Source organism: Oerskovia douganii, assembly GCF_015142735.1.
Taxonomy (GTDB): domain Bacteria; phylum Actinomycetota; class Actinomycetes; order Actinomycetales; family Cellulomonadaceae; genus Oerskovia; species Oerskovia douganii.
This window is the reverse complement of sequence record NZ_JACSPN010000015.1, coordinates 21,574-39,983: the sequence shown is the minus strand read 5'-3', so window position 1 is coordinate 39,983 and position 18,410 is coordinate 21,574. Positions and strand designations below refer to the sequence as shown.

22 protein-coding genes are annotated in these 18,410 nt (G+C 74.0%); 9 read left to right on the top strand and 13 right to left on the bottom strand.

Annotation, left to right across the window (positions count from 1 at the left end; genetic code table 11):
- Positions 1-325 precede the first annotated feature (325 nt).
- The 3 genes from H9623_RS12120 to H9623_RS12110 all read left to right on the top strand — a co-directional run bounded on the left by H9623_RS12120 (position 326) and on the right by H9623_RS12110 (position 3,255).
- Positions 326-1,432, top strand: a complete 1,107-nt coding sequence (locus H9623_RS12120; protein WP_193720304.1) for a YihY/virulence factor BrkB family protein — start codon at positions 326-328, stop codon at positions 1,430-1,432.
- Positions 1,433-1,498: 66 nt separating this feature from the next.
- Positions 1,499-2,725 carry a zinc-dependent alcohol dehydrogenase gene (locus H9623_RS12115; protein ID WP_193720303.1) on the top strand — a complete coding sequence of 409 codons (1,227 nt, stop codon included), beginning with the start codon at positions 1,499-1,501 and terminating at the stop codon, positions 2,723-2,725.
- Entirely contained in the window at positions 2,722-3,255 is a 534-nt protein-coding gene (locus H9623_RS12110; RefSeq protein ID WP_193720302.1) for a hypothetical protein, read from the top strand. The genes H9623_RS12115 and H9623_RS12110 overlap by 4 nt, the downstream gene beginning before the upstream one ends.
- Here the strand turns inward: H9623_RS12110 and H9623_RS12105 are convergent.
- From H9623_RS12105 to H9623_RS12075, 7 genes are all read right to left on the bottom strand, one after another.
- A complete protein-coding gene (locus tag H9623_RS12105; protein WP_193720301.1) occupies positions 3,167-3,961 on the bottom strand; it encodes a glycosyltransferase family 2 protein in 795 nt (264 codons plus the stop codon). The two genes, H9623_RS12110 and H9623_RS12105, sit on opposite strands and share 89 nt — an antisense overlap.
- Positions 3,958-4,563 (bottom strand): hypothetical protein, encoded by a 606-nt coding sequence (locus H9623_RS12100; RefSeq protein WP_193720300.1) that lies wholly within the window; start codon positions 4,561-4,563, stop codon positions 3,958-3,960. The genes H9623_RS12105 and H9623_RS12100 overlap by 4 nt, the downstream gene beginning before the upstream one ends.
- 277 nt (positions 4,564-4,840) lie before the next feature.
- A complete protein-coding gene (locus H9623_RS12095) occupies positions 4,841-5,563 on the bottom strand; it encodes a glycosyltransferase (protein WP_193720299.1) in 723 nt (240 codons plus the stop codon).
- Complete coding sequence (locus H9623_RS12090) at positions 5,560-6,996, bottom strand: PIG-L family deacetylase (protein WP_321575424.1); 1,437 nt, start codon at positions 6,994-6,996, stop codon at positions 5,560-5,562. Before H9623_RS12090 ends, H9623_RS12095 begins: the two co-directional genes overlap by 4 nt.
- The gene (locus tag H9623_RS12085; RefSeq protein ID WP_227748587.1) at positions 6,993-8,099 is read right to left on the bottom strand and encodes an acyl-CoA dehydrogenase family protein; all 1,107 of its coding nucleotides are present in this window, start codon (positions 8,097-8,099) and stop codon (positions 6,993-6,995) included. The genes H9623_RS12090 and H9623_RS12085 overlap by 4 nt, the downstream gene beginning before the upstream one ends.
- A gap of 95 nt (positions 8,100-8,194) precedes the next feature.
- On the bottom strand, positions 8,195-8,653 hold the full coding sequence (locus H9623_RS12080; protein WP_193720297.1) for a hypothetical protein: 459 nt from the start codon (positions 8,651-8,653) through the stop codon (positions 8,195-8,197).
- Complete coding sequence (locus H9623_RS12075) at positions 8,650-9,219, bottom strand: RNA polymerase sigma factor (RefSeq protein WP_193720368.1); 570 nt, start codon at positions 9,217-9,219, stop codon at positions 8,650-8,652. The genes H9623_RS12080 and H9623_RS12075 overlap by 4 nt, the downstream gene beginning before the upstream one ends.
- 172 nt (positions 9,220-9,391) lie before the next feature.
- Between H9623_RS12075 and H9623_RS12070 the strand changes: the two genes are divergently transcribed.
- The 6 genes from H9623_RS12070 (at position 9,392) to H9623_RS12045 (ending at position 12,253) form a co-directional block, all read left to right on the top strand.
- The gene (locus H9623_RS12070) at positions 9,392-9,940 is read left to right on the top strand and encodes an Asp23/Gls24 family envelope stress response protein (RefSeq protein ID WP_193720296.1); all 549 of its coding nucleotides are present in this window, start codon (positions 9,392-9,394) and stop codon (positions 9,938-9,940) included.
- Positions 9,941-10,050: 110 nt separating this feature from the next.
- Positions 10,051-10,461: an Asp23/Gls24 family envelope stress response protein gene (locus H9623_RS12065; RefSeq protein WP_227748586.1), complete on the top strand. Its 411-nt coding sequence runs from the start codon at positions 10,051-10,053 to the stop codon at positions 10,459-10,461.
- Between the two features lie 8 nt (positions 10,462-10,469).
- On the top strand, positions 10,470-10,649 hold the full coding sequence (locus H9623_RS12060; RefSeq protein ID WP_193720295.1) for a DUF2273 domain-containing protein: 180 nt from the start codon (positions 10,470-10,472) through the stop codon (positions 10,647-10,649).
- A complete protein-coding gene (locus H9623_RS12055) occupies positions 10,642-11,094 on the top strand; it encodes an Asp23/Gls24 family envelope stress response protein (protein ID WP_193720294.1) in 453 nt (150 codons plus the stop codon). Before H9623_RS12060 ends, H9623_RS12055 begins: the two co-directional genes overlap by 8 nt.
- A complete protein-coding gene (locus H9623_RS12050) occupies positions 11,091-11,669 on the top strand; it encodes a DUF6286 domain-containing protein (protein WP_193720293.1) in 579 nt (192 codons plus the stop codon). The genes H9623_RS12055 and H9623_RS12050 overlap by 4 nt, the downstream gene beginning before the upstream one ends.
- Positions 11,666-12,253 (top strand): hypothetical protein, encoded by a 588-nt coding sequence (locus H9623_RS12045; RefSeq protein ID WP_193720292.1) that lies wholly within the window; start codon positions 11,666-11,668, stop codon positions 12,251-12,253. The genes H9623_RS12050 and H9623_RS12045 overlap by 4 nt, the downstream gene beginning before the upstream one ends.
- 39 nt (positions 12,254-12,292) lie before the next feature.
- On the opposite strand, the gene H9623_RS12040 is transcribed toward H9623_RS12045, so the two are convergent.
- From H9623_RS12040 to H9623_RS12015, 6 genes are read right to left on the bottom strand one after another with little or no spacing between them, the layout of a single operon-like run.
- Positions 12,293-13,897 (bottom strand): fused response regulator/phosphatase, encoded by a 1,605-nt coding sequence (locus H9623_RS12040; protein WP_193720291.1) that lies wholly within the window; start codon positions 13,895-13,897, stop codon positions 12,293-12,295.
- Positions 13,894-15,633 (bottom strand): ATP-binding protein, encoded by a 1,740-nt coding sequence (locus H9623_RS12035; RefSeq protein ID WP_193720290.1) that lies wholly within the window; start codon positions 15,631-15,633, stop codon positions 13,894-13,896. Before H9623_RS12035 ends, H9623_RS12040 begins: the two co-directional genes overlap by 4 nt.
- A 2-nt stretch (positions 15,634-15,635) precedes the next feature.
- A complete protein-coding gene (locus H9623_RS12030) occupies positions 15,636-16,673 on the bottom strand; it encodes an ATP-binding SpoIIE family protein phosphatase (protein ID WP_193720289.1) in 1,038 nt (345 codons plus the stop codon).
- Positions 16,670-17,083 (bottom strand): ATP-binding protein, encoded by a 414-nt coding sequence (locus H9623_RS12025; protein ID WP_193720288.1) that lies wholly within the window; start codon positions 17,081-17,083, stop codon positions 16,670-16,672. Before H9623_RS12025 ends, H9623_RS12030 begins: the two co-directional genes overlap by 4 nt.
- Positions 17,080-17,484: an STAS domain-containing protein gene (locus tag H9623_RS12020; RefSeq protein WP_193720287.1), complete on the bottom strand. Its 405-nt coding sequence runs from the start codon at positions 17,482-17,484 to the stop codon at positions 17,080-17,082. The genes H9623_RS12025 and H9623_RS12020 overlap by 4 nt, the downstream gene beginning before the upstream one ends.
- On the bottom strand, positions 17,481-18,317 hold the full coding sequence (locus tag H9623_RS12015; RefSeq protein WP_193720286.1) for an STAS domain-containing protein: 837 nt from the start codon (positions 18,315-18,317) through the stop codon (positions 17,481-17,483). Before H9623_RS12015 ends, H9623_RS12020 begins: the two co-directional genes overlap by 4 nt.
- Between the last annotated feature and the right edge of the window lie 93 nt (positions 18,318-18,410).

The following is an 18,410-nucleotide window of genomic DNA, read 5'->3' as shown; positions in this document are numbered from 1 at the left end:
GCCTGACTCGCCGACCGTACCTGCGGCTCGCGGACTTCTCTCGCTGGGCAGGTCCTCTGAGGGGTACGTCACGTCCGCCTGCCTCGGGTGGCCTGGGGCAGACCGGGCCGGGCGCGACCCGTGGGGTGCGCGTCGGCCGCTCCGGTGGCGAGTGCGGTGCACTGCCGCCTAGGTTCGAAGGAGGTCAGGAAGTGGCCGACCGGGAGCCCAGGTGCACCGCGCCGCTCGACCTGTCCTCCCGGTGACCGATGCGCGAAGGGCTCACGTCCTTCGTCTGTCACCATCGCGGACCGGCAGGGTCGGGCCGACCGCGAGGAGGATCCCCATGGACACGTCCCCCCGCAGCCAGCGCCCCGAGCCGGCACCCGACGACCCGCGCAAGCCGGACTCCCCGACGGACCTTCGGGGCCGGTCGTGGAAGCACGCCGCGCTCACGACGGCCCGGCAGTTCTCGCGGGACCAGTGCCTCGACCTGGCCGCCGGCCTGACCTACTACGCGGTGCTGGCCTCCGCACCGGCCCTCCTGGCGGTCCTGTCGCTGCTCGGTCTGGTGGGGGACAGCGAGAAGATCGTCGACCAGGTGCTGGACATCGCGGCCTCGGTCGTGCCCGCCGACGCGATGACCACCCTCGAGCCGCTGGTCGAGCAGATCGCGGGCGGGAGCGACAAGGCCGGTCTGGCGCTCGTCGTCGGCGTGGTCGTCGCGCTCTGGTCGGCCTCCGGGTACGTCGGGGCGTTCGGCCGGGCGATGAACCGCATCTACGAGGTCGAGGAGGGCCGCCCGGTCTGGAAGTTGCGTCCGGTGATGCTGCTCGTGACCGCAGCGGTGGTGCTCATGGCGGTCCTGGTCGTCGTAGCGCTGGTCCTGTCCGGTCCCGTGGCCCGCGCGATCGGGGACGCGATCGGGCTGGGGTCCGCAGCGCTCACGGCCTGGAACATCGCCAAGTGGCCCGTGGTCCTGCTCCTGGTCGTCCTCATCGTCGCAGTGCTCTACCACTCGACTCCCAACGTGCGGCAGCCGCGCTTCCGGTGGCTGAGCGTGGGCGCCGTCGTCGCGATCCTCGTGTGGATCCTCGCGTCGGTCGGGTTCGGGTTCTACGTCGCGACGTTCTCCTCCTACGACTCGACCTACGGGGCCCTGGCCGGGGTCATCGTGTTCCTGCTGTGGCTGTGGATCACGAACCTCGCCCTGCTCTTCGGTGCCGAGCTGGACGCGGAGCTCGAGCGGGCACGCGAGCTGCAGGGAGGCATCCCGGCCGAGGAGACGATCCAGCTCCCGCCCCGCGACACGCGGGCGAGCGAGAAGCGTCGGCAGAAGCTCCAGCAGGACGTCGAGCGGGGGCGGGAGATCCGGACGGCGGCCCAGCGGTCGTCGGAGGACGGACCCGGGCGGCACGACGAGGCCCCGGGCGGGGACCGGCCGAGGACCTGACCGCCCGGCAGCGGCACCGACGGTGAGGTACCAGCGCACGACGACCGCGAGCGAGAGGACGAGGACATGCGAGCACTGACCTGGCAGGGCAGGGAGAAGGTCTCGGTCGAGGACGTCCCCGACCCACGGATCCAGGAAGCGACCGACGCGATCGTCCGGGTCACGTCGAGCGCGATCTGCGGATCCGACCTCCATCTGTACTCGGTGCTGGGGATGTACCTCGACCCCGGGGACGTCCTGGGACACGAGACCATGGGCGTCGTCGAGGAGGTCGGTGCGCATGCCACCCGGCTCAAGGTGGGCGACCGTGTGGTGATCCCGTTCGGGATCGCGTGCGGTACCTGCTGGATGTGCACCCACGGAATGCAGTCGCAGTGCGAGACCACGCAGGTGCGGTCCCAGGACAAGGGGGCGGCGCTCTTCGGGTACACGAGGCTCTACGGGCAGGTCCCGGGCGGCCAGGCCGAGTACCTGCGCGTGCCGCAGGCGCACTACGGCCCGGTCGTCGTGCCGGACGGCGGACCGGACGAGCGGTACCTGTACCTCTCGGACGTGCTGCCCACGGCATGGCAGGCCGTCGAGTACACGGCGGTGCCACCGGGAGGGACCGTCGCGGTGGTAGGGCTCGGGCCGATCGGCCAGATGGCGGCCCGGGTCGCACGTCACCGGGGTGCCGGGCAGGTCATCGGGCTGGACCTCGTGCCCGAGCGGTTGGCCATGGCGAGGCGGCACGGCATCGAGGTCGTCGACGTGTCGGTCGTGGACGACGTCGCCGGGGCCGTGCGTGAGCTGACCGGCGGCCGCGGCGCCGACGGCGTGATCGACGCCGTCGGGATGGAGGCGCACGGCTCGCCGGGGGCGGCGCTCGCGCAGCGGGCCGCAGGCGTCCTGCCGGATGCCGTCGCGGGGGCGATCAACGAGCGGGTGGGCGTCGACCGGCTGGCCGCCCTGCTCACCGCGATCTCGCTCGTGCGTCGCGGCGGGACCCTGTCGATCTCGGGCGTGTACGGCGGGGCCAAGGACCCGCTGCCTCTCATGGAGCTCTTCGACAAGCAGATCACGCTGCGCATGGGACAGGCGAACGTCCGGCGGTGGGTCGACGACCTGCTGCCCCTGGTGTCGGACCCGGGCGATCCCCTGGGCGTCCTGGACCTGCGCACGCACCGACTCTCCCTCGAGGACGCGCCGCGCGGTTACGACCTCTTCCAGAAGAAGACGGACGGCTGCATCAAGGTCGTCCTGGATCCCACGGTGCGGCCCTCCGCGAAGGAGCAGAAAGAGGCCGGCTCATGACGGGCGGGCTCGACACTCGCCTCCTTGCGATCTACCTCAACGACCACGTCGCTGGTGCGACGGTCGGTGTCCAGCGGGTCCGGCGCATGGCGACGGTCTACGACGGGACGGTCGTGGGGGCGACCGTCACGCCGCTCGTGGCCCAGCTCCAGGAGGAACGGGACTGGCTGATCGCGTGCCTGCAGCGTCTGGAGATCCCCGTGCGGACCTACAAGGTGCTCGGAGCATCCGTGGCCGAGCGCGTCGGACGACTCAAGCTCAACGGACGCGTCCGCTCGACGTCTCCGCTGAGCGCTCTGCTCGAGGTCGAGCTGCTCCGCGGTGCGATCACGGGCAAGGCGAGCGGCTGGCAGACCCTGCGTGCGCTGGGGCCGCAGCTCGGGTTCTCGCCGGAGCGGCTGACGGAGCTCGACGGGCTGGTCGAGCGCGCCTTCCAGCAGTTCACGACTCTCTCCGAGCTGTTGGACGTGCTGCACGGGGGCGTCTTCCGGAGGCGAGGCGCGCGGCCCACCGGTCCCAGGGAGGACTGACCGACCAGTTCACCGCGAGCGTGCGCCAGGCCCACCGGAAGCGACGCCTCAACGAGGCGCGCGACTCGAACGTCCGGCCCGAGACCCCGACGACGAGCCGGCGGTCGAAGCGCACCCGCGCCGTGCTCCCCAGCGCGAAGCTGAGGTCGGCGTCGTCGTGCACCAGGGGGTCGTCGCGGTGCACCCGGTCGCGGACGCCCTCCCAGGCGCTGACCCGGAGCGCCATGTTCGAGCCCCACAGGGGAACGTTCGCGATCGCGGCCCGCATGCCCCAGAAGTACCCGCCCATGTAGAACGTGCGCGCGAGGCACGCACGGGCAGCGGGGAGGTCGTAGAACGCGCCGGGACCCGTGAGCGCGACGAGCTCAGGGTCGCGCTCGAACGCCGCGTGCACCCGCCGCAGCCAGTCCGGCGGCGGGACGGTGTCGGCGTCGCAGCGCACGATCACACCCTCCCGTACAGCGTCGTAGCCGGTCGAGGCGGCTGCCGGGATGCCCGGAGCGGGCTCGTGGAGCACCTGGGCACCTGCGCGGCGCGCCACGGCGGCGCTGTCGTCGGTCGACGCGTTGTCGACCACGACGACCTCGTCGGGGAGGCGAACCTGCTGAGCGAGTGCCTCGAGGCACCGTTCCAGGTGCCGCGCGTCGTCCTTCACGGGGATGACGACGGTCAACGACAGATCGCCCGTGGCGCCACGCACGCTCATGAGCGTCTCACCAGGAGGAGACCGGCCACGAACGCCCCGATCCCACCGGCCACGAGATCGCCCAGCGTATCGAGGTATCCGACGTCGATCGAGGGGTCCACGTACCGTGCCCCCGCCCACTCGCCGACCTCCCAGAGCAGCGCCAGCAGCACGCCGAGGGCCGTGGCGGTGACCACGGCACCGGTCCGGGGACGACGCAGGGTCGGGCCGGCTGCACGGGCACCGGCGTCGGGCCCCGCGAGGAGGGGGCCGGGGGTCGGCAGGCATCCCAGGAAGACCAGGACCGCGTAGGCGAGCACCGTCAGGGCGGCCGTCGCCAGCAGGTGCATCACCAGGTCGAGCCAGGAGACCCGGGCGTAGAGGTCGAGCAGCGCGATCCAGGCGGCGACGCTCAGGACGACCCCGACCAGCGGATCGACCACGCCCTGGAGGCCGACGGCGCGAGGGAGCACGGTCCCGAGCAGGACGAGCGAGAGCAGGGCGACCGCCACCGGTCCGTAGAGCGCACCGCCGACCGGGATCGCGAGGCCCGCCAGCACGCGCACCACGTCACCGACGACGGTCGTCGTGGTCGATCCGCGCAACGACGAGGTGGTGTTCACCGAGCAAATCTAGCGATGTGCGTGGAGGCTCGCGCGGCGTCGACCGCGAGCACCCGCCTCAGGGGCCACGGAGGACGAAGGCGGTCCCGCACGTGCGTCGGGTGCCCTTCAGGGGCTGGGTAGCTGCTCCCCTCATGGCGTGACGACAGCCAGGTGCAGAACCGGCGACCGGCGACGGGGCCGTGCCGGCGCGGTCCTGGACGCCTCCTCCCGTCCGGGCGCGACGCCATGGCGCGCGAGACGCGGTGGCCCGGGAGGCGCCGTCGGGCCGGGCCGTTCAGCCCGCCTGCGCGCCAGGGACGAGGTCCTCGCGCAGGTGCCGTGCATAACCACCCGGGGTGCGGCCGACCGAACGGCCCGACGTGAGGACGCAGCCGTCGTCGGCCGCCACGACGCGAGCGCCCACGGCACGGGCCCGCGCCACGAGGTCGACGTCCTCGTGCTCGGCGAGGGCGGGGAAGCCGCCCGCCGCGCGGTAGACGTCGCCGCGGACTCCGAGGTTCGCGCCGTGGACGTGACCGTTCGCGTGGCCCACGGGATGCGTCGCGAGCCAGGCCGCGCGCTGCGCGGGGGAGAGGTCGTCGAAGTCCGGGCGCACCGTGCCGACCACGAGGTCCGCGCCACGCTCGGCGAGCGCGACCTGGTGCAGGAGCCAGTGCGGCGGGACCGCCGAGTCGGCATCGGTGCTCGCGATCCACGACCGCTCCGGACGCCCCCGCCCGAGCAGGGCGCTCGCGGCCCGGACACCCTCCCTGCGGGCTGCACCCACCCGCCGGTGCCGTGTCTCGACCACCGTGAACGGGGACGACCGGGCGATCCGGGCCGACCCGTCGGTGCAGGCGTCGAGGACGACCACGACCGCGACCGGCACGACCGGCCGCTCGGCCCGCAACCGCGCCACGGCACCCTCGAGCGCGCCCAGGCAGCGAGGCAGCAGCTCCTCCTCGTCGTTCACGGGCACGACGACGGCCACTCGCGTCACACGGTCCGGTGCGCTCATGCCAGGCCCGCCTCGCGCGCGACCGACAGCGCCGGCGGCCTCGAGAAGACCTCCAGGACGAAGTCCTCCTCGACGTGCCGCACCAGGAGTGCGAGGTCGGCGCGCGCGCGAAGAGCCGCGTGCACGTCGTCGCCGCCCAGGGGGTACTCCGGGACCGGGTGACGCCAGTGGCAGGCGACGAGGACACCGTCCTGCGTCAACGAGCCCACGGCACGCGAGAGCGCGACCTCCAGGTCCTGCGCGCCGTAGTAGTACCCGACCTCGGAGAGCACCACGAGGTCGAACCGGTCCGCCGGCCACTCGTGAGGGGTCTCGAGCCGCAGCAGCTCGGCCCGGTCGCCGAGGCGCTCGCGGGCGACCGCGAGGGCGGCCTCAGCCACGTCGACGCCCACCATCCGGTCGCAGCGGTCGGCGAGGTCCGCGGTCAGGACCCCCGTCGAGCAACCGATCTCGAGGCCCGCCCGGAAGCGGCGACGCGGTAGCGCGGCGAGCGTCACGGCTCGCTTGCGCTCTTCGTACCACCGGGACTCGAAGCCCCAGGGATCGGTGCGGCCACGGTAGAAGTCGTCGAAGAACCGGGCCGGCAGGCTCGTGACCGCGCGCGAGCCGGCTGACCCGGCCGTCGGTCCCGGTCCTGCTGACAGGCTGAGGTCCTCGACGAAGACCTCGACGTCACGGTCTGCGTGGCGGAGCATCTCCGGGCCGACCGTGGCCGCGTCGCGCGGGTCCGGCGACAGCGGTTCCACCTGGGTCCGGTGCGCGGCCAGCGCTCGGACCTTCGCGGCGCGTTCCTCCGGTGCGAGCGGCAGAACCCGCATGTGCTCCGTGCCCTGCGGTTCGTCGGCCTCCGCCCAGTGCCACCACCAGACCGGGTACTCCAGGAGACGCGCGCCCCGTTCGCCTGCGACGGCGGCCGCCACCTCGCCGGCGATGCGGTGGTCGCGGTGGCCGTCGCCGCGCCAGGGCGCGCACAGCACGACGGGTGACGGGCTCTCCCCGTCCCCTCCCGGACCCGCGCCGACGCCGGTCGAGGCCATGAGCCCGGACAGGCGACGGTGCAGATCGTCGCGCCGCTCGCGCAGGCCCCCGTCCGGCAGACCCAGGAAGACCACGGTCGCACCGGGCGCCACCTGGTCCACGGCATCCAGGAGCTCCCGGCGTCGCAGGCGCGCGAGCGCCTCCGGGGAGAACGTCGGCGAGCCGGGGTGCGAGCCCTCGCCGTCGGTCGCGACGACCACCGTGACCGCTGCTCCCTGGTGCGCGAGCCGTGCCAGGAGGCCGCCGGCCCCCAACGACTCGTCGTCGGGGTGCGCGGCGAGCACGACGAGGTCACGCACCGTCTGGGGGAGGTCGAGAGGCGGCAGCCGGTCGAGGAGGCCGCCTGCCCGCCAGGCCTGCTCGGTCGTGCCGACGTCGCGATGGTCGAACGTCACCACGGAGACCGCCCGCTGGCCAGGAGGTCGCGGCCGAGCGAGGCGTCGTCGCGCTCGGCGTGGTGCTGGCGGACGTAGAGCTGGAGATCGGCGAGTCGGCGGGCGTACGCCTCGTCGGTGGTCATGGGACCTGGGCCGAGGGCGTGGGAGCACCGCTGCACGGTCTCCTCGACCGCGCGCGCGACGACGCCGCGCACCCTGCGGGCGAGCACCCCCGGGGCCACACCGGGGTCCACGTCGCCGTCGACGGCACGGCTCGCCTCGGCGAGCACGGTGCGGGCGCCCGTGAGCGCGACGTCGACCGCCCCGAGGTGGGCCAGGACGAGCTGGTCGGGCTCGCGGCGGCCGGTCGAGGCGTACAGCTCGCGGGCGAGCCCCACGGCCCCGCCCCACCAGCAGGCCGCGACGCCGATGCCGCCCCACGCGAAGCCGGGGCGGTCGAGGTACCAGCCGGGGCCTCCGACCGGGACGGCCGCGGCGCCGTCGAACCGTACGGGCGCACTGACGATCTCCGGGAACCCGCGCGCGACCCATGGGCCGTCGTGCGGCTCGACGCCTGGCGCCCGCAGCCCGACGGCGAACAGCCGCCGCCCGTCCGTCGTCCACGCGGTCACGAGCGCGTGCGTGAGCGTCGCCGCGAGCGAGCACCACGGCTTGACGCCCGTGAGCCGCCAACCGTCCGCACCCTCGCGGGCCTCGAGGCGCACGCCTGGTCCTTCGGCGGCGAAGACCCCCCAGGTGCTGCCCTCGCCGACGCCGATCGACGCCAGGTCCACGGCGCCCGGGGCCTGCGCCAGGATCGTGAGCGCGTCGAGGTGCGGTTCGAGGACGCGGGCGACCCCGACGTCGGCCGCGGCGGTCGAGGCGAGCAGCTCCCACAGGTCGAGCGTGCGCCCGGCGCCCGGGGACGGTGCGGTACGGCCGACGTCGGATGCCCAGGTCAGGGCTGCCGCGACGTCGCCGCTCATCGCGGGCACGGGGCCGATGGCCTGGACCAGCGGTCGTGCATGGTCCGTGTCGCCTCGCGACGGATCGAGGACGACGACGTCGGACGGTGTGGTCGGTGATGCGGTCGAGCGGGGGGCGGCGTGCGGATCGGTCAAGGTGGTTCCTGTCGGCTCGGGGACCTCCGTAGTCAATCGCGGGGCCGGACCACCCGCACGGCGGGCGTCGTGGACCGGCCGGGTGGTCCGCGGCGTCAGAGGTCGGCGGGGTCGTCCGTGACGTCGGTGAAGGCGACGTCGACGGCGACGGCGTCTGCCGGGGGAGCGAGCTCGCCGAGGATCTCGGTCAGCCGGGCGACCGTGCCGTCCCGGATCGTGGCGGCGAGGCGCAGGAGGGGTTCGTCGAACGCGGCGAGGGCCTCGATCGTCACGGTCGTGAGCTGGTCGGCGTCGTCGGTCGAGCAGGTGATGGTCAGCGGTGCGACCCGGGGCACGGCGGCCACGGTCTGGCGAAGGGCCGCGACCAGGACGTCGGCGGACACGACGTAGTCGACGGTGCCCGTGGCACCGGCAGTGCGTCCGCGGACAGGGGCCGACGGGCGGAACGCGGAGAGAGCCCGCAGCAGCGCGCTCTCGCGGGTGGCGACCCACCCGTGGTCGGTGTGTCGACGCAGAGCCTGGGTCGCGCGCACGAGGACGGCGTCGTCGTTCATCGCCATCCCTCCATCGCTGCCGCCAGGTGGGCGCGGGCTCGGTGCAGGAGCCCTCGCACGACGTCGTGCGAGGTGCCGAGGATCTCGGCGATCTCGGCGTAGTGCAGTCCTTCGACCTCCCGCAGGAGCCAGCACGACCTCTGCAACGGTGGCAGATCGAGCAGGGCGATGTCGAGGGCTGCGACGAGCGCGGCGTCCACGGCCCCCTGGTCGGGCGGGCGTGCCACGGTCTCCACGAGGTCTTCGGGGAGGGGGTCGGGCTGGCGCGCGGCGCGCGTCCGGTGCCGGTACGCCTGGCGGGTCGCGATCCCGAACAGCCAGGTGCGGGGCGTGGACTCGCCCCGGAAGTCCGGGATCCCTGTCCATGCCGCGACCAACGTGTCCTGCACGCAGTCGGCGGCGACCTCCGGGTCGAGGACCATGCGTCGCACGTACCGGTAGAGCGCGGGCCCGTGGCGGTCCACCAGGACGGTGAACGCCTCAGGATCGCGCAGGGCCGCCCTGCGTGCGAGCGCCACGTCGGAGACGGACGCCCCCGCGCCGTCGGCCTCCCTCGACGTGTCCACCTCTCCGACGATATCCACGGCCGAGGCGCTCGCCAGTCGTGAGGACGCGTCGAGTGTGACGTAGATCACACCCGGAAGGGTGTGACGAAACCGCTCGCCGCCGGCACCCACTTCCGACACGCCGCACACCCGGTCCCCGAGAGCGGCGGCCGCCGAGCACGAGGAGTCGACGATGAGTGAGCAGAGCACGTCCGCCACGGGTCCATCCACCTCAGGTTCCCCCACCCGGGACAGCGGGCCGGCAGCGGCGTCCGGAGGTGAACGAACCTCGGCCCTGGCGTCCGACCACGGCAGCACGACGATCGCCGACCAGGTCGTCGCCAAGATCGCGGGCATCGCGACCCGCAACGTCCAGGGCGTCTACGCGGTCGGCGGAGGAGCTGCCCGAGCGTTCGGGGCGATCCGCGAGTACATCCCCGGCACGGGGAGCGACACCACCTCCGGCGTCCACGTCGAGGTCGGGGAGCGCCAGGCTGCGGTCGACCTCGACCTGGTCGCCGACTACGGCGTCTCGATCGCCGACCTGGCCCAGGCCGTCCGGCGGAGCGTCATCACCTCGATCGAACGCATGACGGGACTCGAGGTCACCGAGGTCAACATCGACGTCAACGACGTCCACCTGCCCGGCGACGACACGGACTCGAGCAGCGACCGGCGCGCCCAGCGTGAGCGGGCGTCCGGCGAGGGCGACGACGAGGAGGGCGGCGGGCGAGTCCGATGACGAGTCCTCCGGGACCGTCGAGGCCGCCGTCCGCGGGCGGCCCCTCGCACGAGGCCGTCCCGACCCCGCGAGACGTGGTCGCCGCTCACGGTGAACCGCACGAAGGCGACGTGCCCGGGGGACCGGTGGCCCCGCCGTCGGGAGGCCCCGCCCCCGCCCAGGGGGCCGCGCCCGGCGCGGGTCCCCACCCGCGCGGCGACGGCGACGGTGACAGCGACAGCGACCTGGCCGACCGGGTCGTGGCCAGGGTGCTCGCGGTACCGGGAGTCGTACGCCTGCACCCGGGAGTCCTCGGCGAGGTCGCCACGTACCTGCCCGGGCGCGCCGTGCCCGGGGTGCGGCTCCGGCCCGACGGGACCGAGGTCCACGTCGTGGTCTCCACCGCACGCCCGATCCCGCCCGTCGCGCGGGACGTCCACGAGGCCGTGCGCCCGCTGGTGCGGCAGCCAGTTCGCGTCTACGTCGAGGACCTCGAGTCCCCGCCTCATCGCCGTCCGTCCGCTGAGCGGGCGCAGTCCTAGGAGAGCCCATGTCCGTGTCCACGACCGGCCTGTTCGCCGGCATCCTGCTGGCCCTCGCCGCGATCCTCGGCGGCTTCTGGGGATTCGTCCTCGCCGTCGTGCTCGGCGGGGTCGGATGGCTCGTCGCCGCCCAGATCGAGGGGCGCATCGACCTGGCCGCCGCGTTCCGTGGTCGACGCCATGTCTGACCCGACGCCGGTCGGCGCGCCCGCCGGTACGCCCCTCGGCGAGCCGGCCGCCCGGACCCAGGCGCTGCGGCCCGCCCCGCAGCGCGGGTCGCTGCGGGTGGCCGACAAGGTGGTCGAGAAGGTGACCCGCGCGGCGGTGCTGGGCGTGCCCGGGGTCGCGCCCGTCGCGACGACCGCGGGGACCGTGGGGCGGGCCCTGGGACGCAGCTACCCGCACGTCGCCTGCTCACGGTCCGGCGACAGGGCACGAGTCCGGCTCGAGGTCGCCCTCGTGTGGCCCTCCCCGGCCGCGGACGTCGTGCGGGCGGTGTGCGCAGCGGTGAGCGACCAGCTGCTGACCTTCGCCGGGGTGCACGTCGACGAGGTGCGGACGACCGTGGCACGGATCGTCGACCCGTCCGACGTCGAGACGTCCGGTCCGACCAAGGAGCCGCGAGTCCGATGAGCGCACCCGCTGCACAGCATGCCCAGGACGACCAACACACCCGGCACGTGCCCGCCCCGGCGAGGGCACCCCGCGCCGCGCTCGTCCTGACCTCCTGGGCGTTCGTCCTGGCGATCGTGCTGCTGGCGGTCGCTGTCCTCGCCGGCCAGGCCGCGTTCGTCGCGCTCCGGGGGCAGGGGACCAGCTGGTTCGACTCCCTCCTCGAGTCCCTGGACGGCCTACGGCCCGAGGCGTGGGTCGGGGTGGTGGGAGCAGTGCTCGCCCTGGTCGGTCTCTGGTTCCTGTGGCAGGCGATCCGCCCCCGCCCCCGGACGACACGGCGCGTGTCCGCAGCGAGCGGCATCCATCTGCGGGCGGCCGACATCGGGCGCTGGGTCGACGCCACGGCCCGCGACGTGCCGGGAGTCCTCGGCGCGAGCACGTCGGTCACGCGCCGCGCGGTTCGCGTCACGGTCCGCACGACCGGGTCGCCGGACATCCTCGACGACGTCCGCGACGAGGTCGCCCGCCAGCTCGGGGCGCTCGAGCAGCCGCCCGCCCTGACCGTCCTCGCGAGCGACGGGGGACGGCCATGAACAGGACCGTCCTCCGGCTCGACCGCGCACTGCTCGCCCTCGCGGGCCTCGTCCTGCTCGTCGTCGGCGTCGGCGCCGTCCTGTGGACCACCGGGACCCTGTCGCAGGTCGTCGACGGCGTGCCCGACGCGCTCGACACGGGTGGTGTCGCGCAGGCCACGGCCCAGCCGTGGTGGCCGTACGCCACCGGTGCGGTCGCCGTGGTCCTCGCCGTCGTCGCCCTGTGGTGGATGCTCGCGCACCTGCCCGCGCGCTCCGTCCCCGAGCAGGACCTGCCGGGCTCGACCCGCACGGCCCGCCTGCGGATCTCGCGGGGCGCCGTGGCCGACGCGACCGCCCACGCCGCCCGTCAGCTCCCCGAGGTCAACCGGACGAGCGCCACCCTGCGCGACGAGGGGCGGGAGCTCGTCCTCAGCCTGCTCGTCACGGTCGACCCGGCCACCGACCTGCCCGCTCTCGCCGGGCGGCTCGACGACGTCCTGGCCGACGCCGCGGTGGTCCTCCCCGACGGGCGCCTCCGGTCCCGCACGACCCTGCGGATCAGGACGCGTCGCCGCGCGGACCGCTCGGCCCGCGTGGAGTAGTCCTGCCGGATGCAGGCGCGGGCTCGCGCGCCGCTGGTCTCAGTCGACGGTCGCGGGCGGCACAGGGCCGCGCGTGACCGCGACGACGGCGACGTCGTCCTCGCGACCCGCGTCGTCGAAGACCGAGACCAGGCGCTCGCACATCGCCGTCGGGCCCACCCCGGCGTTCTCCCCGGCGATCACGGCGAGGCGGTCGAGGGCGTCGGCCAGCGAGGCGCCGCGGCGCTCGACGAGCCCGTCCGTCACGAGCACCAGCAGGTCACCGGAGCCCAGGACGTCACGGTGAGCGGGACGCACGTCCGGGTTCGGCAGACCGAGGAGGCGCGAGCCGGCCTTCGCGACCACCACCGACCCGTCCGTGCGCACGACGAGCGCCGGGAGGTGGCCGGCGTCGGTGATCTCGACCGCGCCGGTGCGTGGGTCGAGCACGCTCACGCAGACCGTCGCGTACTCGGTGTGGTCGTGACGCAGCGCCTCGTTGAGGAGGTTCAGCGCCGTCTGGGCGTCGTGCCCCTCGCGGAGGTAGGCGCGGAGGGTCAGCCGCACCTCTGCCATGACCATCGCGGCGCGCAGCGAGTGGCCCTGGACGTCGCCGATGACCACCGCGACCCTGCCGTCGGGCAGGTCGAACGCGTCGTAGAAGTCTCCCCCCACGTCCAGACGGGCGTCGGAGGCCTCGTAGCGCGCGGCGACGTCCACCCCGCCGCCCACCTGCAGGCTGGACGGCAGGAGCGCCCGCTGCAGGGCGAGCGCGATGCGCTGCTCCTCGGCGAACGTCCGCAGGTTGGAGAGCGCGACCGTCGCGGCCTCGGCGAACCGACCGGCGACGCCCTTCTCCTCGTCCGAGAGGGAACCGTCGCCCTCGCCGACCTGGATCCCGAGGCCCCCGACGAGCGCGCCGCCGCTGTCGACGAGCCACATGGTCCACCACCGTGACGGGTCGATCCCCGCCTCCCGCAGCAGAGGCTGCCAGGGAGCCGGGACGTCGTCGGGCTCGAAGACCATGGGCAACCCGTCGCCGGGCGCGACCACGGGATGCGTACCGCGCCCGCGGACCAGGGCGGAGCGTTCGGCCGCGCAGACCGAGCGCAGCACGACCCCCGTGTCGGCGACGACCATCGCGACGACGACGCGTCCCAGCACGGCGCACGCGCCACGGGCCGTGTGGTCGACGATCGCCTCGTACGAGCGCGCCTCGTGGAGGGGCACGAGGGCGTTCGCGAGCGCCTCGAGCCGTCGCGCCCGCCGTCCGGCCCCGCGCTGCGCGTCGTGCCGACGGCACAGGGCGCTGATGGTCGCGAGGAACTCGTCGCGGTCGAGCGGCTCGGGCAGGTAGGCGTCCGCGCCACCCTCGAGACCCGCGGTGCGGGAGGCCGCGTCGACGGCCGTCGCCGAGACGTGCAGGACGGGGATGTGGGCGGTGGCCGGGTCGGCCTTGAGCCGCCGGCAGACCTCCCCGCCGGGGATGTCCGGGAGGTTGACGTCGAGCACCATGGCGTCGATCTGCGACGTGGTCCGCACGAGCGCTTCGCTCCCCGTCGCCGCCTCGATCACCTCGAAGCCCGCGCGGCGGAGCCAGCTCGCCATGACGTAGCGGTGCGCCGCGGTGTCGTCGACCACGAGCACCGTGCGGGCCGGGCTCATCGGCCCTCCTTCGCGCGCCGCAGCGTCGCGACGAGGTGGTCGCGGGAGATGCTCGCCTTGGGGAGGAACAGGACCCCGGCGAGGTCCTCGCGCGGCGGCAGGGTGGCGCTCGACATGAGCACCGTCGCGGTCGCCGGGTGCAGGTCACGGATCCTCGCCCTGAGCGCCGGGCCGTCCATGCCGGGCAGACGCACGTCCAGGAGGGCCAGGTCGGCCGCGCCGTCGTGCAGGAGCGCGAGTGCGTGCGCGGCGTCGTGCGCGACGCTCACCCGCGCGGCGTCGCCCTGCAGCAGGGCGACGAGGACGGACGCGAACGCCCTGTCGTCGTCGACGACGAGCACGTGCCCCAGGTCGTCCGTCGGGGGAGCGGCGTCGACGGGCAAGGCCCCGGCAGGGGCGTCCTGGGGCCTCTCGTCGAACGGGAGCGAGGGCAGGCGGAGGGTGAAGGTGCTCCCGCTGCCGAGCCGCGAGGACGCCTCGAGGGTGCCGCCCAGCGCCTGCGCCGCGCGTCGGGCGTAGGGAAGGCCGAGCCCGGTGCCGCGCACCGAGGGCTGCAGCCGGTTCGGGACCTGGACGAACTCTTCGAACACCGACTCCACCTGCTCCTCGGGGATCCCGAGGCCCGTGTCCCGGACCTCGAACCGGACCAGGTCGCCCTCCGTCTCCGCCGTGAACTCGATGCAGCCCTCGTCGGTGAACTTCGCCGCGTTCGCCAGGAGGTTGCGCAGCACGCGAGCGACGAGGCGTCGGTCCGTCACGAGAGGGAGCCGGTGCGTGGCGACCGTCCGCAGCGTCACGCCGGGGCGCAGCAGCGGGAGGGTCGTGCCGTGCAGCTCGTCGAGCAGGCGTGGCACGTCGACCAGGGCGGGCTCGACGTCCTCGTGGCCGGCTTCCGCCCGGGCCAGGTCGAGCAGCTCGTCGACGAGCTGGAGCATGGTCGTCGCGCTCTCGCGCAGGAAGGTCACCTGCTGGGCCTGGTCCGCGTCGAGGTGGGAGTCCACGAGCAACGACGTGAGCCCGAGGATCGAGTTCACGGGCGAGCGCAGCTCGTGGCTCACGTTGCGCAGGAACCGGGTCTTGGCCTCGTTCGCCGCGGTCAGCTCGCGCCCACGCTCGTCGAGCTCGGCGTAGAGCGCGACGACCCCCGTGTTGGTCTCCTCGAGCTCGGACGAGAGCTGGTCGTACATCGCGAGCACGCCCCGGTTGGTCTCCTCGAGCTCGTCGTTGAAGCGCCGCAGCTCTTCCTTCTGGTGGGTCAGCTCGTCCAGGGTCCGCACGAGCTCGCTGTTCTGCACCCGGAGCTCGTCGAGGGCGTCGGCGACGTGGGCCGCGGCGGTGGAGCGTCGCACCGCGGCGAGCCAGGCCTCGTCGATGCGCGCGGTCGTCCCGAGCGGCTTGGTCAGGACGACCCGGGCGCCCGTCGGATCGATCTCGAGCCCCTTGACGAGGCGTCGGGCGGCAGGCACACCACCGTCGCTCGAGTCGCCGTCGAGCACGAACGGCACGTCCGGCGTGAACTCGGCGCGCAGGGTCGCGTGGGGGACGCCGGGGATGACCGCGATGACGACGTCGGCGATCCCTGTCGAGACCGCTGCCCGGCCGATCTCCGAGAGCGCGGTCGCGACCCGCACCTGGTCCTGGGTGTCCATGCCGAGCTGGCGGCAGATCTCGCGCCCGGCGCGGCGGAGCGCGAGGACGTCGGCGTCGGAGCGGAGCTGGGTCACGAGGAGGGGCATGGTCACTGCTCCAGCCCGGTGACGGGCAGCACCGCCACGCAGGAGTCGTCGGGGCGGACGGCGTTGTCGCGGTGCAGGACACCGGAGATCACGAGCGGGGAGCGGGTCGCGAGCCCCGGGTAGTCGGCGAGCGACCAGCGGTTGGTGAGCCCGTCGCTGTGCAGCACGACGACGTCGCCCCGCTCGACCGGGTACGTCGTCTCCCGGAGGGGACGCCCGGGCACGCCCGCGATGCCGGGGTGGCTGACCAGGCCGCGCGTTCGTGCGCCGTGGACGGTCCCGGAGATGTTCCCGAGACCCGCGTGGCGCAGCACCCCGCCGTTCACCTGGGCGACCGAGACGGCGGCGCCGCGCGTACCGGGCAGGGCTCGGTGCACGCGTTCGAGGAGTACCACCGGGGGGCCGGCGGGCGCATCGAGGAAGGCGCGCACGGCGGCGCCCGAGGCGGCCGCGGCCAGCGAGCCGTGGCCCAGCCCGTCCGCGACCATGAGCGTCGGCACGCCGTCGTCGTGCCGGACGGCGAACGCGTCGCCGCACGCCTCCTGCCCGGTCATGGCCCGGGTCACACCCGTCGGCGGGGCGGGCGACACCGACGGTCCGGCGTGCTCGGCGAAGGTCGCCGCGATGACGGTCCCTTGCCCGGGAGCGGTCCACGCGTCCCACGACGACGCGAGGCGCGGCAAGGTGCCCAGCCCGATGCCGAGGGTCCCGCTGCTCGAGACGCCGTCGCGCATGGCCGCCATGATGTCGCGCATGCCGGGACCCGAGTCCACGGCGAGGGTCTCGAGCTGCGCCTGGTCCCCGGTGCGGCGCACCCGGACCAGCACGGCACCCGAGCCCGCGTGCCGGCACTGGTTGGTGGCCAGCTCGGAGACCACGATCCCGATCTTCGCGGACCGGTCCTCGTCGAAGCCCAGGTCGCGTGCGGCGGAGGTTGCCGCGCGGCGGACCCGGCCGACCGCGGACGGGTGGTCCACGGTGTACCAGGTGCCGTTCTCGACGATGCTGCGACGCTCGTCGACGCCGCTCGCCGCCGTCATCGGGACCAGGTCGCGATCTCGACGCGAGTGCCTGCGCCCGGAGCGGTGTCGATCGCGAAGTGCTGCACGAGCCGCCGTGAGCCGGACAGACCGAGCCCGAGCCCGCTCCCGCTGGTCCACCCGTCGGTCAACGCCAGGTCGAGGTCGGGGATGCCCGGGCCGTCGTCCTTGAAGACCGCGCGCACGCCGGTCCGCACGCCGTCGACGGCGAGCTGGACCTCGGCGTCACCGCCGCCGCCGTAGACGAGGGTGTTGCGCGCGAGCTCGCTCGCGGCCGTGACGAGCTTGGTCTGGTCGACCAGGGAGAGGCGTGCCTGCTGGGCGAGCGCTCGGACGAGCTGGCGCACCTTGACGACGTCGGAGTCCGTCCGGATCGGTACGTGCTCGACCGTCGTCGTCGGCGCGCTCATCCCTCCTCGCGCTCGACGGCCCCGAGCAGCACGTCCTCCGGGAACTGCTCCACGGGGGCGAGGAGGGCCAGGGCGCGCTCGACGTCGAGCGCCGTGCGGACGTCGCCGAGGGAGAGCCCCAGCTCGACCATGGTGATCGCGACCGCCGGTCGCATGCCGACGACGACCGTCGTCGCGTCGAGCACGTGCGAGATGCCCGCGATCGACGCCAGCATCCGCCCGATGAACGAGTCGACGATCTCGAGGCCCGAGATGTCGATGATGACCCCGCGCGCACCCGTGTCCGTGATCCGTTCGGCGAGGTCCTCCTGGAGCCGCAGCGCGGTGTCGTCCTGGAGGTCGATCTGGATCGAGACGAGCAGCGTCGAGCCGATCTTGAGGATGGGGACGCCGTCGGTCATGCGGGGAGCCCGACCTGCCGAGCCGCACGGGTGGCGCGCAGCGCGTCGACGAGGGCGTCGGCGAGGGTGGCGCGCGTGCGGATGTCACCGAACTCGATGCCGAGGGCGACGATGGTCTGGGCGATCTGGGGCCGGATCCCGCTGATGGTGCACTCGGCGCCCATGAGACGGGCAGCGACCACGGTCTTGAGCAGGTGCTGGGCGACCTGGGTGTCCACGGCGGGGACCCCCGTGATGTCGATGATCGCGTGCTCGCTGCCCGTGTCGACGAGCGTGTTCAGCAGCTTCTCCATGACGACCTGGGCGCGGGCCGAGTCCAGCGTGCCGACGAGCGGCACCGCCACGATGCCCTCCCAGAGCTTCACGACGGGCGTCGAGAGCTCGAGCAGCTGCTCGGCCTGCTCCGCGATGATCGCCTCACGGGCGGCGGCGAACGTCTCGAACGTCAGGAGGCCGAGCTGGTCGACGAGCCGGAGCAGCGGCGTGATGTCCACGCCGGCGGACGCCAGCGGGTACAGCCCTTCCTTGAGGGCGAAGATCCCGATCGCCGTCTCCCGGGGGGTGAACCCCAGCCGGGCGCGCGTCGCCGAGACGTCCGCGAGGATGCCGCGGAGCTGGTCGAACGCAGGGTCGGCCAGTGCGATCCCACCGGACCGGAGGCCGTCGAGCAGCGCGTCGAGGATCTCAGCCTGCTCGCGGTCGAGCTCTCCCCGCGAGGTGCGGCCGTGGAGCTCACGGGCGGCTGCGTCGAGCCACACACCGCGTACGCGCTCGGCGTGCGCGGCCAGTGTCTGGGCGAGGGTCTCGGGTGCAGCTGTGGCGACGTCGGCCATCGACAATTCCTTCCAAGAGTCTGCCTCCCGCTCAAGGTCTCCAAGCAGTGGCGAGGGCCAAGTGTACTCAGGAGCAACCACCTCTGAGGACGA